Consider the following 13,086-nt stretch of genomic DNA (forward strand, 5'->3'; position numbering starts at 1 on the left):
AATGGCAGCATGAGCATGAAATCAGCCCATGTGAGGGTGCCATGACATCATTCGACGTTCGTTTCATCAAAACGGTTTGCGACGACACCGGCCACGAACATCGCGCCTGCCAGGCAGCGTTCAAGGTTGACGCAGTCTCGCTTTCTGCGGCCGCACAGCTGGCCGAGGCCGACTTCTGCAGACAGAAGGGTGTCCGCGACTGGACGATCTTTGCCGACTCCATGGAGCTTCGAACGCCGCCGACACTGCCATCAGCCTGGGGCGGCTAATGATCTTGCGCCGTGGTGGCGATCGATCGCCGCGACATCGCGTGTTTGACCAAGATCAAATCCGAGATCGGGTCCTTCCGCTAGAGCTGGAGAGCCAAAATGGGGCTTGAAGAAATGACCGACCGATCAGAAGGCAACAGCTCGCCGCAATTCGAGAGTCTTCTCGCCCGCTTGCGGGCATTTCTTGCGCGTCGACACGAATTCGATCTCCTGACTCCTCGAGAGGTCGACGAGATCGCTCACGAGCTCAATCTCTCGACGCCCGATCTTCGTGCGCTTGCCCGCGAGCAAGGCTCGCCGAAGTTGCTCAGCAAGCGTCTCGAGCACGCAGGTTTGTCCGAGCAGACGCTGGCGTCGTCGCACTGCGACGTCTTGCGTGATTTGCAGCGGGTGTGCGGTCTCTGCCGTGAGAAGGTCCGTTGTGCGGAGGATCTCGCGCGGGAGCGGCGGGCCAGCCCGGCAAAATACTGCCCGAACGAAATGACCCTGACCGCGCTGAGCCGCGGCGCCGGCGGCATGCGACGTGGCGTGGGAATTGATGCCGATCAAGCAACGGGCAGGGAGATCGTGGTTTCCATGACGCCATCGCACTCAAAGAAAGCCTCCACATGACAGGTCCATCCTCCGTTTCAAAGTCGATGACGATGGGCGAAGCCGGTTTGGCGTCGGCACTCGCAGCTTTTGCCTTCATCAGCTTTCTCGGCGCGGCGATGGGGCACGATGCGGCGTTCAGTTTTCACGCGTCGCTTGCTTGCGCCGCCAGCCTGATCTCCGTGATCATGATCGGCAACCGCTACCTCGACCGTCCGGCCCAGCTGCCTCCGGCGGAGATCGGCGGGCGCCCCAACTACAATCTCGGCCCGATCAAGTTCGCTTCCGCCATGGCGATGTTCTGGGGCATCGCGGGTTTCACCGTGGGTCTCATCATCGCCATGCAGCTGGCATGGCCGGCGCTCAATTTCGATCTGCCCTGGACGACATTCGGCCGCCTGCGGCCGCTGCATACGTCGGCCGTCATCTTCGCGTTCGGCGGCAATGTCCTGATCGCAACATCGTTCTATGTCGTACAAAAGACCTGCCGCACCCGCCTTGCGGGCGACCTGTCGCCCTGGTTCGTCGTTGTCGGCTACAACTTCTTCATTCTGATCGCCGGCACCGGCTACCTGCTCGGCGTGACCCAGTCGAAGGAATACGCCGAGCCGGAATGGTACGCCGACCTCTGGCTGACGATCGTCTGGGTGACGTATCTGCTTGTGTTCCTGATGACGCTGGTGAAGCGCAAGGAGCCGCACATCTTCGTCGCCAACTGGTTCTACCTGGCGTTCATCATCACCATCGCGGTGCTGCATCTCGGCAACAACCCCGCGCTGCCGGTGTCTTTCCTCGGCTCGAAGTCCTACATCGCCTGGGGCGGCGTGCAGGATGCGATGTTCCAGTGGTGGTACGGCCACAATGCCGTCGGGTTCTTCCTGACCGCCGGCTTCCTGGCGATCATGTACTACTTCATTCCGAAGCGGGCGGAGCGTCCGGTCTATTCCTACCGGCTGTCGATCATCCACTTCTGGGCGCTGATCTTCCTCTACATCTGGGCCGGCCCGCATCATCTGCACTACACGGCGCTACCGGACTGGGCGCAGACGCTCGGCATGACGTTCTCGATCATGCTCTGGATGCCGTCCTGGGGCGGCATGATCAACGGCCTGATGACGCTGTCGGGAGCCTGGGACAAGCTGCGTACCGATCCCGTGCTGCGCATGATGGTGGTATCGGTCGCCTTTTACGGAATGTCGACCTTCGAAGGCCCGATGATGTCGATCAAGGTGGTTAATTCGCTGAGCCACTATACCGACTGGACCATCGGCCATGTGCACTCCGGTGCTTTGGGCTGGGTCGGCTTCGTGTCGTTCGGCGCGCTGTACTGCCTCGTCCCGTGGCTCTGGAATCGCCAGCTCTACAGCCTGAAGCTCGTCAACTGGCACTTCTGGATCTCGACGATCGGCATCGTGCTCTACATCTCCGCGATGTGGGTGTCGGGAATCCTGCAGGGCCTGATGTGGCGTGCCTACACCTCGCTTGGCTTCCTCGAATACTCGTTCATCGAATCCGTCGAGGCCATGCATCCCTTCTACATCATCCGCGCGGCCGGCGGCGCGCTGTTCCTGGTCGGCGCCCTGATCATGGCCTTCAATCTCTGGATGACGGTCAATGCCGGCCGAGCCAGCGAAACCGAGGGCGCCGGCGCCCTCCAGCTTGCCGAATAGGTCACGACATGTCTCTCTGGAATCGACACAAGATCTTTGAGAAGAACTCGATCATCCTGATCGTCGGCATTCTCGTCGTCATTGCCATCGGCGGACTGGTCGAGATCACACCGCTGTTCTACCTGAAGAGCACGATCGAGGCGGTCGACGGCGTGCGGCCCTATACGCCGCTCGAACTCGCCGGCCGCAACATCTATGTCCGTGAGGGTTGCTATCTCTGCCATTCGCAGATGATCCGGCCGCTGCGCGACGAGGTCGAGCGCTACGGCCACTATTCGCTCGCGGCCGAGAGCATGTATGACCATCCGTTCCAGTGGGGCTCCAAGCGCACCGGGCCGGACCTTGCGCGCGTCGGCGGCAAGTACTCCGACGATTGGCACGTCACGCACCTGATCAATCCACGCTCGATCGTCCCGCAATCGGTGATGCCCGGGTACCCGGCGCTCGCCAGGACGGAGCTCGACCCGTCCGACGCCGCGGCTCATCTGCGGACGAGCCGCGCGGTCGGCGTGCCCTATACGGACGAGCAGATCGCCAACGCGGCGGCCGATCTGAAGGCGCAGGTCGATCCAGACAGCCCCGGCTCCGACGCGTTCCAGAAGCGCTATCCGAAGGCGGTAGTACGTAACTTCGACGGCAAGGCTGGCAATCCGACCGAGCTCGACGCGCTGATCGCCTATCTGCAGATGCTCGGCACGCTCGTCGACTTCAAACTCTACAACGAAAAAGCCAATCTGCGCTGAGGGCACGAGCATGAAAGCGATCATTCAAGTCGAGAATTTCGCGTCGAGCCTGGTCGGCACGCTCTGGACTCCCGTCTTCGTTGGAATCTTCATCGCCATCGTCGTCTACGCGCTTTGGCCCCGCAACAAATCTCTCTTCGATGCTGCAGCCCGGATGCCGCTGCGGGAGGACTGACCGATCATGAGCGAGCACAATGAGATCGACCGCGTTTCCGGCCGCAGCACGACTGGTCATGAGTGGGACGGCATCAAGGAGCTGAACACGCCGCTGCCGCGTTGGTGGGTGCTGACATTCTATGCCACGATCGTCTGGGCGCTCGGTTACTGGGTCGTTTATCCGGCCTGGCCGCTGGTCTCGGGCTACACCACCGGTCTGTTCCATTATTCCACCCGCGCCAGTGTCGCGACCGACCTTGCCGATCTCGAGAAGCTGCGCGGCGAGAAGATGGCGGTGCTCGGCAACGCGTCGCTGGCCGACATCGAGAAGGATCCCGCTCTGCTGGCGCTGGCTCGCGCCCGCGGCAAGACCGTGTTCGCCGACAATTGCGCGCCCTGCCACGGCAGCGGCGGCGCAGGTGCAAAGGGCTATCCGAACCTGAACGACGACGACTGGCTGTGGGGCGGCTCGCTTGACCAGATCATGCAGACGATCCAGTTCGGCGCGCGCTCTGGACACGCAAAGACCCATGAGGGCCAGATGCTCGCATTCGGCCGCGACGGCGTCCTCAAGAAGGATGAGATCGTGACTGTCGCCAACTATGTGCGCTCGCTTTCCGGCCTTTCCACCGGGCCGAAGTTCGACGCCGCTGCTGGAAAGAAGCTATTCACCGAGAACTGCACCAGCTGCCACGGTGACAACGGCAAGGGCAACCCGGAGCTTGGGGCGCCGAACCTGACCGACCGGATCTGGCTCTATGGCTCCGACGAGGAGACGCTGGTCGAGACCATCACCAACGGCCGCGCCGGCGTCATGCCGGCCTGGGTCGGCCGCCTGGACCCTGTCACCGTCAAGGCGCTGGCGGTCTATGTGCACTCGCTCGGCGGCGGCAAGTAGCCGCCACCGCGAGGGGCCGGGATCATTGACCAAGGTCAAACCCGGACATGGTGCAGCGATGTAGGTTTCAACCAAGAGCCTCACTCGAGCAACCCATGAACAAGCCCGTGTCGCCTGATGAACTCATAACCGACGAAGACGGGCCGCTCTACGCGCCCCGCAAGAAGGTATATCCGCAGAGCGTCTCGGGCCGATTTCGCTCGATCAAATGGCGGCTGATGGCCGTCTGCCTCGGCGTCTACTATCTGCTGCCCTTCGTACGCTGGCATCGGGGTCTCGGCGCGCCCGACCAGGCGGTCTTGATCGATTTCCCAAATCGTCGCTTCTATTTCTTCTTCATCGAGCTCTGGCCGCAGGAAATCTACTATTTCACCGGCCTTTTGGTGCTGGCAGCGCTCGTCTTGTTCCTGATGAATGCGCTGGGTGGCCGGATCTGGTGCGGCTATCTCTGCCCGCAGACGGTCTGGACGGATCTGTTCTATGCGGTGGAGCGCCTGGTCGAAGGTGATCGCCGCGCGCAGATGAAGGCGGATGCTGGTCCAATGACCGCAAAGCGCGCCGGTCGCCGTGCGTTGAAGCACGCGATCTGGCTGATGATCGCCTGGTGGACAGGTGGCGCCTGGGTGCTCTATTTCGCCGATGCGCCGACCTTGGTGCGCGATCTGGCAACCTTTCAGGCGCCGGCGATCGCCTATGTCTGGATCGCGATGCTGACCGCGTCGACCTATCTGCTGGCCGGCTACATGCGCGAGCAGGTCTGCGTCTATATGTGCCCGTGGCCGCGGATCCAGGCGGCGCTGACCGACGAATGGGCACTCAACGTCACCTACAAATACGATCGTGGCGAGCCTCGTTGCTCGGTGAAGAAGGCGTTCGACATTCGCTCGCTCGGCGAGAAGGCCGGCGATTGCATCGATTGCAACCAGTGCGTTGCCGTGTGCCCCACCGGGATCGACATTCGCGAGGGCGCGCAGCTTGGCTGCATCCAGTGCGGCCTGTGCATCGATGCCTGTGACGTCGTCATGACCAAGGTCAACCGCAAGACGGGTTTGATTGGATACGATAACGATATCAACGTTCAGCGGCGCGTTGCCGGCAAGCAGGAGGTTTTCAAGCCCGTTCGCGCCCGTACCGTCGTCTATGCCGGCCTGATCACCGTGGTCTGCGCGGTGATGCTCTACGCGTTGATGTCGCGAACCCTGCTCGATGTCAACGTGCTGCACGATCGCAACCCGATCGCGGTGCGTCTCAGCGACGGCGCGATCCGCAACGGATACACGCTGCGCTTCCTCAACAAGCGTGGCTTTGATCGTGTGATCACGATCGATGTCGACGGGCCGGCCGACGCCAAGCTGCACGTCATCGGTGCGGACTCCGTGACGCCAGACCGTCCGATGATCGTCCTTGGCCGCGACACCACCACCGAACTTCGCGTGCTGGTGACGGCGCCGTTCGATGAAAAGGCGGAAAAGTCGGTACCGGTCACATTCCGCGTCACTGATATCGGCCTCGGAGAGGTCGCCTCCGCGACCGACCACTTCGTCCTTCCCTAACCACGGAAATCTCGCCATGGCAGCCTCTCGTCCAGCCGCGCGACCCATCACCGGACGTTTCGTCCTGATCACGACGATCGCATTCTTCGCCGTCGTCATCAGCGTGAATATGGTGATGATGCGCCTTGCCATTTCGACCCTTCCGGGCACAGAGGTCGACAGCGCCTATAGTGCGAGCCTCGCCTATCAACGCGAGATCGATGCGGCCAGACAGCAGAACGAGCGCGACTGGCGGGTCCAGGCCCATATCGATCGGCGGCCTGACGGCAGCGCCGCAATTGCACTCGAGGCGCGCGACCACGCCGGCGCACCGCTGACGGGAATGAGTTTCCTTGCCCGGCTCGAACGGCCGATCGATCGTCGCGCCGACCGAGCAATCGAGATTGGCGAGGCCGGGGGTGGGAGCTATGGCGGCCGCGCCGAAGGCGTCGCGGCAGGGCAGTGGGACCTCGTGATCGAGGGCGACGCCGATGGCCGGCGCATGTTCCTGTCGAAGAGCCGAATCCTGCTGAATTGAAGGTGCATCCTATGCAGGCGGATATCGATTTCTCTCACTATCTGAGGAGCGCGGGCACCGGGCTCATCCATCTCGATCTCGCAGTCGAGGGCATCAATTGCGCGGGCTGCATGGCCAAGATCGAGCGCAATCTGTCAGCCATACCCGACGTCACCTCGGCCCGCGTGAACTTGACGGACAGTCGCCTTGCGCTGGAATGGAAGGCGGGTGCTCTTGAACCGGCGCTGTTCGTAAGTCGGCTCGCGGAGCTCGGCTACAAGGCCTATCCCTTCGAGCGGGATGATGCCGAAACCCTGGAGGCCCGGCGCGCACAAGGCTTGTTGCGCCGGCTGGGCGTCGCCGCCTTTGCCGCCATGAACGTGATGATGCTGTCGGTCCCGGTATGGTCCGGCAACGTCTCCGACATGCTGCCAGAGCAGCGCGACTTCTTCCACTGGCTGTCGGCGCTGATCGTGCTGCCCGCGACGGCCTATTCCGCGCAGCCCTTCTTCTCGTCGGCGCTGTCAGCGCTACGGGCGCGAGGCGTCAACATGGACGTGTCGATCAGCATCGGCATCATCCTGGCGGTGGCAACCTCGGTGATCGAGACCGTAAACCACGCCGAACATGCCTATTTCGATGCCGCGATCATGCTGATCGCGTTCCTGCTCGCCGGCCGCTACCTCGACCAGAACATGCGGCGCCGCACCCGCGCTTTCGCCGGAAACCTCGCCGCGCTCAAGGCAGAGACGGCGACGAAGTTCGTCAGTCCGACCGAGATCAAGACGGTCCCGGCGGCCGCGATCCGGCCGGGCGACATCGTGCTGCTGCGGCCCGGCGAGCGCTGTGCGGTCGATGGCAATGTGATCGAGGGCCGCTCGGAGATCGATCAGAGCTTGATCACAGGCGAAACCTTGCCGGCGATGGCGTCGCCCGGCAGCGCGGTGTTCGCGGGTACGCTGATCCGTTCCGGCACGTTGCGCGTTCGTGCGTCGGCGGCCTCGGGCGGCACGCTGCTTGACGAGATATCCCGGCTGCTCGATCACGCGCTGCAGGCGCGCTCGCGCTATCTTCGTCTGGCGGAGCGGGCCTCAAGGCTCTATGCCCCGGTCGTACACGCGACCGCGTTGCTCACGATGCTCGGCTGGCTGGCCTATGGTGCGAGTTTTCACGATTCGATCGTGACGGCGATTGCGGTTCTGATCATCACCTGTCCCTGCGCGCTGGGACTTGCCATTCCGGCCGTGCAGACCGTTGCATCCGGTGCGCTGTTCGGTTCGGGTGTGCTGCTCAACGCCGGCGATGCGATCGAACGGATTGCCGAGATCGACCGGGTGATCTTCGACAAGACCGGGACGTTGACGCTGCCTGAGCTCGATGTCGCCAATCTTGGGGACATCCCGGACGATGTCGTGAAGCTTGCGGGGCGGCTGGCACTCTCGAGCCGTCATCCGGTCGCCGCCGCGGTCGCGCGCAAGGCGGGCGCGGCTTCGCCACTGCCGGACATTCAGGAAGAGCCTGGCCAGGGCGTGCAGGGCTTCCACGAGGGGCGGCCAATCCGGCTGGGCCGCCCGTCATTTTGCGGTGCCGACGACCTCGCCAACGAGATTCTGTGCCGCGATCCGGAGGCGTCCGTCGTCGCATTCAGTCACGGCGAGAGCAGGTATGCGTTCGCGGTTCGCCAGCGGCTGCGGCCGGACTCGGCGGAGGTGATCGCAGCATTGACCAGCATGGGCATCGCCGTAGAGATCGTGTCCGGGGATCGCGAGCCGGCGGTCCGGCATGCGGCAAGGATGCTGGGCGTGCATGAATGGCGTGCGGAGGTCTCTCCGGTCGACAAGATCGAACGGATCGAGGAGCTGGCGCGTCAGCGCTGCAAGGTACTGATGGTCGGCGACGGCTTGAATGACGCGCCAGCTTTGGCCGCGGCGCACGCCTCGATGTCGCCCGTTACCGCCACCCACATGAGCCAGGCAGTCGCCGATGCTGTCTTCCTGGGTGAGCGGCTCACGCCGGTCATGGTCGCGGTTAAGGTGTCCCGCAAGGCGTTGCGGCTGATGCGGCAAAATCTTTGGCTTGCCGTCGTCTACAATGTGTTGGCGGTGCCGATCGCGATCGCCGGCCTGGTCACGCCGCTGATCGCGGCGGCGGCGATGTCGGGTTCGTCGGTGATCGTGATGCTCAATGCGCTGAGGGCGCGTGCGAGGGAGACGGTCTGATGGAGGTTCTAGTCATTTTGGTGCCGCTGGCTCTCGCACTTGGCTTTGCCGGCCTGCTCGGCTTTCTCTGGTCACTCAAGAGCGGACAATATGAGGACCTCGATGGCGCGGCCTGGCGCGCCATCGCCGACGACGAGCCGGCCAGCGATCAGGGCAGATCCAAGTAGTGAAAATAAAGCAGTGAGATCGCCGATGCGATGGTCAGCGCCGTACAGGCAAGCGCCAGCACCAGTGTCCAGTCCGTCCGCCGCGGTTGCGGCACCCGCGACCGCAGGAGCAGGACCGAGACCAGCCGGTTGATGGCACCAAACCGCGCCATTGTCAGCAGCAGCACATCGGCAGCACGTCAGGCCGCCAGTAGCGCCAGTGTGTTGCCGACACGGTAACGGGTTGCATCGTCGCGGCGTCCAGCCACCCCTCGCTGTGGCGGATGCACGGGACGCCGAGCGGCTGACGTCCGCCATCAATCATTGCAAGCTCGATTACGCAACCAAATGGCGCCGACGCGATGTCTCGCCACCCGAAAAGGGTGAGCCGGCGAAGCCATGATGTCAGTGTGTGGCGCATGCAACGTCGCCTCCGGTCGATATTGGCCCTTGTCACACGTGTAGCAGTTCGCGCCATTGACATGGCTCAATCCAAGCGATGGCCAGGGAGCCTTGACCCAACTCAATCCAGTAGCCCGGAGGACGCCATATTCTTGAGATGCTCGCCAGCCAGGGGTTTCGTCCATGCAGGGCGACAATCGGCGAACGTCAGGCACGGCGCGAAGCCTGAGACTGTCGTTCGGGGGCAGTAGCGGCAGGAGTTTGCATGGTCGGACTGGCGGAAAGACTGCCGAGAAGGTATTGTCGTCCGTTCGCGAAGATCCAGCTTTGTTTTGATCAGATGGCGCAGGCCGTTTCGATTGCAGGACCTCGGCGGAGAACGGAGGCCGCCTCGGCCAGGTGACGCGCGGCCAGACGATCGAGGAATTCGAGGTGGCGCTGGCTCGCATGGACGAGGGTCGCTGAAGCGGGACGAAGCCCAGGGCGTCATACCGCACGTGGGATGTTCATGTTGAGGCAGCGGGGGGTGCACATGAGCGACCACCACGAAATCGGCCGCACGGCCTGTTCCAGCCCTGCGCGGATCGGTACTCTCGTGGTGTCCGACCGCGCCAGCCGTGGCGAGTATAAGGACCAGGGTGGGGAGGCAATCAACAGCTTCCTTGCCAGGATCATCCGTTCCAATTGATTGCCGAGGCACTGATCGAGATGTCGGATCGGCAGAGCTGCGACCTGATATTGACGATCGGCGGGACCGGACCGGCGCCGCGCGATTTGACACCTGAGGCCACGCGCCGCGTGGTCGCGCGCGAACTTGCGGGCTTCGACGAACTGATGCGCCGGGTCAGCCTGGAGCAAGTTCCGACCGCGATTGTTGGGTGATGGCCTTTTTATAGAGGGCAAATTCTTATAGAGGGCAAATTCTCAAGAAGCGGTCTGATTTTACACCATCTTGGTGAAGGACTGGAGATGGTGGCATGGCCACTAGGATCGCCCTACGGCGGTCGCTGAGCGACCATCCGTCCGCCGGCTGTCTGGGGTGGCCGAGATCATGCCAGCGCGCTGGTGGCGTTGGCGTGCGGGTTGGCACCCCGATGGTCCGTTGCTGATTGCGCCAACCTGCTTGGCTCGCGCGCAGACCGATCCCCGGTCTGATTTCAGGAGCAAGCTAATGACTGAGAAGATGACGGAATGTCCGGACTGCTACGGCACGTCGAAATGCAGGCCGTGAGGATCGGCCGACCGCTGCCGCCTTACCGACCGCGCTCTGGCTGCGATGGGACCGGCGAGATCCCGCACCAGAAGCCTATTCGGTCCCGCGGGCCTTAATTGTCCAGCTTTCCTGTGGCAAACAGCTTGCGCGCACGCTTTGCCGGCCGACTGTGCTCTTTAGTGGCTTGATTGTACGTACGCCGTACACGCATAGTCTGCTGCAGTGAATCACTGTCTGGCCGAGGGCTCGCGGTGGTTTGCTTGGTCGAGTGAGGGGCCAAGTCACCCCAGCGGGTGCTTGGCTCCCTCAGCTCTTGCAGCGCCCAGCCGGAACGAATCACCACCGGAGGCTGCCGTAACCATGGTTGCCGTCCCCACTGGGGGACCGCAACAATTCCGGGCACCGTTCCCCACGTTTTGCGCATGAAAACAGGGCCAATTGCCGACGCCAACTGAGCACGAGTCGCAATAAGAGCGTCCTAGGATCGAATCAGCGTCGGCACGCTGGGCCCATTGAACACTCGACCGACTCACTTCGGCAATACACAGCGGGTGTAGCCTCTGCGTTATCACCAGGCAGGAAGCTTAATGATTCATCAATATCCCCCGTTGGTGGCCTGTTTTTGACGTTTGTAACCCCTCCGCCACATCCGTGGTTTACCGGGAGCCGGGACTCATGACTTTCGCTGAAAAAGCAGTTTCGCTGCGCTCTACCAGGGCAGAACGCGCCGAGCGTACATTGCCTCCCTCTGGGCGGGCTCGCCGCTATCCATCGCAATGATCGCAGCTTCAATGATGCGAGGATCTTCGCCCGCGGCCTCGTTGAGCCAAACCATCATTCGGCCGTTGTTCAAGTGCTGATAGACGTGGCGCGCATCATCGATGAGCGTTTGCCGATTGTAATAGCCCGGACCGAGATATTCATCGAGCCAGCCTAGCCACTGGTCTCGCGTGCTCGCCTGATCGGCAGGCAGGGGCAGCTGATCAGATAGCGGGGTGGGAGTCTTCAGCTCGCGGATGGCTGTCGTGGGCTGATCGATCGTGTACTTCTTCGACCGCGGCAATGGCTGGCTGTTGGGCACCGCGCTATCTTGCCGGGGTTCATCAATCCCTTCGGATCGAGCGCGGCTTTGATGGACCGCCGGTATTGCCGATCTTGATTTCGTTGTCGCTCGCGCCGCTGTCGTACTTCTTCTGTGGGAGTGCGGTTCCCTCGGTAATCAATCCCACGACGACCGATATGGCAGCCAGCTTGCGCGCGGGCAGATGACTATCCGCGTGATCGCCACTCGCGAATGACACGGTCTCCAGAAATCACACGGAACGCGATGACGCCGAACTTCGCCATGTCGATGCCGTCGAGATCGATGGTCTCGATCGGCGCGATGGCCTGCACCACGATCGGGCGTGAGACTGGTGTGTCCGCTCTATAAGAATCTTTCTCTAATAGAGCCGACAGACCTGTCTCATTGGGAAGGTCACCGGGAAGGTCACCGGCCTTGGAGCTTCCGGTAGTAGGTAGCTCGGCTCATGCCGAGTGCATTCCACGGTTCCGCTCGACTCTTGGAATTGCCCGCCAGCCATTCCGTGCGGTCGACGACGCCATTCCTGCGCCGCTCGGTGGTCTTGCGCTCGCGATCGTTGTCCTTCCGGCGCTGCTTCTGACCGTCGCGGACGTCAGCCTCGTTCCATGTGTGTGGCCAGAACGATGTGATACCGAGCAAGGTGTGCTCTTCCTCGGTGAGACCGGTTAGTTCGCCCAGCTTCTTGGCGCTGTAGCGGCGGGGCCGCTTCATTATGAACGCGATCAGCTCTGCCAGCTCGCGGCGGTCCGTCCGGGGCGCCCAGATGTTGGCGGAGGCACGTGCACGGTAAAAGGTACTCCCGACTTCGCCGACGAGAGCGATACAGTTCAGCAAGATGGTGAGATCGTGCCGGCCCGCGTCATCGTCGGGCAGCGCACGGCCATAGCGGTGGAACAGGTAGGCTTCAAATTCCCGGAGGCGAATTACGCCGATGGCGCGCGAAGGCTGAATCCTCGGCTCGAGGACGTCTTCGTATCGCTTGGATATCCACGCATGAGCGGCGGCCACCGCCGCCTTGTCGTGCGGGTTGACGCGCTTGACGCCAGTGCCCTGAACAATGCGCGCCAGCCTGGCATCAAGCGCAGCATGGTCGGCGTGTGACTCGCGCTCGGCGTCCTCGCGCGCGGCGTCGGCGAAGGTCTCGTTGATTTTATCGAGGCGTGCGGCTTCGTCTTCTTGACGCTCGGCGCTGGCGCGCATACATCGTGCCATGTCTTCAGCGCTCCTATCGCTGTCGACGGATGCGGCTGGTGACCGCTTCACACGACACCCTTCGGAAACCCTCGCTTCGCAGGCGAGGGTTTTCCGTTTTTAGATGGTCATCTTCCCTTCACAGCGGAATGGGCTCATTTCAGATTTACCGAATTTGTGAAAGTTGTCGAGCGCGGCGCGCAGTTCGACGACGCGATTCGGTGGGGAGGGGGAGGACACTCATCGTTCGGACAACCGCGATTTGTCGTTACGACTCAGTGCGGCGGTTACCGTCGTTTTGTCCGAACAGGCATTGAAAGTATTCAGCCAACGAACCCCTTCCAAGCTGAATACGAGGGTTCGATTCCCTTCACCCGCTCCAATACGCAGCCGTACCTCGGTCCCGTGACGCGCAGTTCGTCCCGCAGTAGCAGCGAAGCCGCGGGCTCTCGGCT

Annotated in this window: 15 protein-coding genes and 1 pseudogene; 11 read left to right on the forward strand and 5 right to left on the reverse strand. The window is 62.5% G+C overall.

Annotation, left to right across the window (positions count from 1 at the left end):
* The first annotated feature begins 41 nt into the window (after positions 1 to 41).
* From XH92_RS20195 to ccoS, 10 genes are all read left to right on the forward strand, one after another.
* Positions 42 to 269 (forward strand): hypothetical protein, encoded by a 228-nt coding sequence (locus XH92_RS20195; protein WP_063695308.1) that lies wholly within the window; start codon positions 42 to 44, stop codon positions 267 to 269.
* Positions 270 to 368: 99 nt separating this feature from the next.
* Positions 369 to 881: a hypothetical protein gene (locus XH92_RS20200; protein ID WP_194460749.1), complete on the forward strand. Its 513-nt coding sequence runs from the start codon at positions 369 to 371 to the stop codon at positions 879 to 881.
* 26 nt (positions 882 to 907) lie between these two features.
* Positions 908 to 2,530 carry a cytochrome-c oxidase, cbb3-type subunit I gene (gene ccoN, locus XH92_RS20205; RefSeq protein WP_371818088.1) on the forward strand — a complete coding sequence of 541 codons (1,623 nt, stop codon included), beginning with the start codon at positions 908 to 910 and terminating at the stop codon, positions 2,528 to 2,530.
* A gap of 8 nt (positions 2,531 to 2,538) precedes the next feature.
* Positions 2,539 to 3,273, forward strand: coding sequence for a cytochrome-c oxidase, cbb3-type subunit II (ccoO, locus tag XH92_RS20210; protein WP_194460751.1), 735 nt, complete (start codon positions 2,539 to 2,541; stop codon positions 3,271 to 3,273).
* A gap of 10 nt (positions 3,274 to 3,283) precedes the next feature.
* Positions 3,284 to 3,448 carry a cbb3-type cytochrome c oxidase subunit 3 gene (locus tag XH92_RS20215; RefSeq protein WP_050402627.1) on the forward strand — a complete coding sequence of 55 codons (165 nt, stop codon included), beginning with the start codon at positions 3,284 to 3,286 and terminating at the stop codon, positions 3,446 to 3,448.
* Positions 3,449 to 3,454: 6 nt separating this feature from the next.
* Positions 3,455 to 4,327 carry a cytochrome-c oxidase, cbb3-type subunit III gene (gene ccoP / locus XH92_RS20220; protein WP_194460752.1) on the forward strand — a complete coding sequence of 291 codons (873 nt, stop codon included), beginning with the start codon at positions 3,455 to 3,457 and terminating at the stop codon, positions 4,325 to 4,327.
* A 95-nt stretch (positions 4,328 to 4,422) separates the two neighbouring features.
* Positions 4,423 to 5,880 (forward strand): cytochrome c oxidase accessory protein CcoG, encoded by a 1,458-nt coding sequence (gene ccoG, locus XH92_RS20225; protein ID WP_194460753.1) that lies wholly within the window; start codon positions 4,423 to 4,425, stop codon positions 5,878 to 5,880.
* Between the two features lie 16 nt (positions 5,881 to 5,896).
* Positions 5,897 to 6,397 carry a FixH family protein gene (locus tag XH92_RS20230; RefSeq protein WP_194460754.1) on the forward strand — a complete coding sequence of 167 codons (501 nt, stop codon included), beginning with the start codon at positions 5,897 to 5,899 and terminating at the stop codon, positions 6,395 to 6,397.
* A gap of 11 nt (positions 6,398 to 6,408) precedes the next feature.
* Positions 6,409 to 8,595: a heavy metal translocating P-type ATPase gene (locus tag XH92_RS20235; RefSeq protein ID WP_194460755.1), complete on the forward strand. Its 2,187-nt coding sequence runs from the start codon at positions 6,409 to 6,411 to the stop codon at positions 8,593 to 8,595.
* Positions 8,595 to 8,762: a cbb3-type cytochrome oxidase assembly protein CcoS gene (gene ccoS / locus XH92_RS20240; RefSeq protein ID WP_026191809.1), complete on the forward strand. Its 168-nt coding sequence runs from the start codon at positions 8,595 to 8,597 to the stop codon at positions 8,760 to 8,762. Before XH92_RS20235 ends, ccoS begins: the two co-directional genes overlap by 1 nt.
* On the opposite strand, the gene XH92_RS20245 is transcribed toward ccoS, so the two are convergent.
* On the reverse strand, positions 8,744 to 8,929 hold the full coding sequence (locus XH92_RS20245) for a hypothetical protein (RefSeq protein ID WP_194460756.1): 186 nt from the start codon (positions 8,927 to 8,929) through the stop codon (positions 8,744 to 8,746). The two genes, ccoS and XH92_RS20245, sit on opposite strands and share 19 nt — an antisense overlap.
* Positions 8,930 to 9,675: 746 nt before the next feature.
* Here XH92_RS20245 and XH92_RS43925 point away from each other — a divergent pair.
* Positions 9,676 to 10,019, forward strand: a pseudogene (locus XH92_RS43925) (molybdopterin-binding protein); the annotation flags it as partial.
* Between the two features lie 1,046 nt (positions 10,020 to 11,065).
* Here XH92_RS43925 and XH92_RS20255 read toward each other — a convergent pair.
* From XH92_RS20255 to XH92_RS20265, 4 genes are all read right to left on the reverse strand, one after another.
* A complete protein-coding gene (locus tag XH92_RS20255; RefSeq protein ID WP_194460757.1) occupies positions 11,066 to 11,437 on the reverse strand; it encodes a hypothetical protein in 372 nt (123 codons plus the stop codon).
* Positions 11,362 to 11,595 (reverse strand): FAD-linked oxidase C-terminal domain-containing protein, encoded by a 234-nt coding sequence (locus XH92_RS43930; protein ID WP_194461348.1) that lies wholly within the window; start codon positions 11,593 to 11,595, stop codon positions 11,362 to 11,364. Before XH92_RS43930 ends, XH92_RS20255 begins: the two co-directional genes overlap by 76 nt.
* Positions 11,596 to 11,625: 30 nt before the next feature.
* Positions 11,626 to 11,754, reverse strand: coding sequence for a hypothetical protein (locus tag XH92_RS43630; RefSeq protein WP_256437672.1), 129 nt, complete (start codon positions 11,752 to 11,754; stop codon positions 11,626 to 11,628).
* 91 nt (positions 11,755 to 11,845) lie between these two features.
* Entirely contained in the window at positions 11,846 to 12,652 is an 807-nt protein-coding gene (locus XH92_RS20265) for a hypothetical protein (RefSeq protein WP_194460758.1), read from the reverse strand.
* Positions 12,653 to 13,086: the final 434 nt, after the last annotated feature.

It is taken from the genome of Bradyrhizobium sp. CCBAU 53421, from assembly GCF_015291625.1.
Lineage (GTDB): Bacteria > Pseudomonadota > Alphaproteobacteria > Rhizobiales > Xanthobacteraceae > Bradyrhizobium.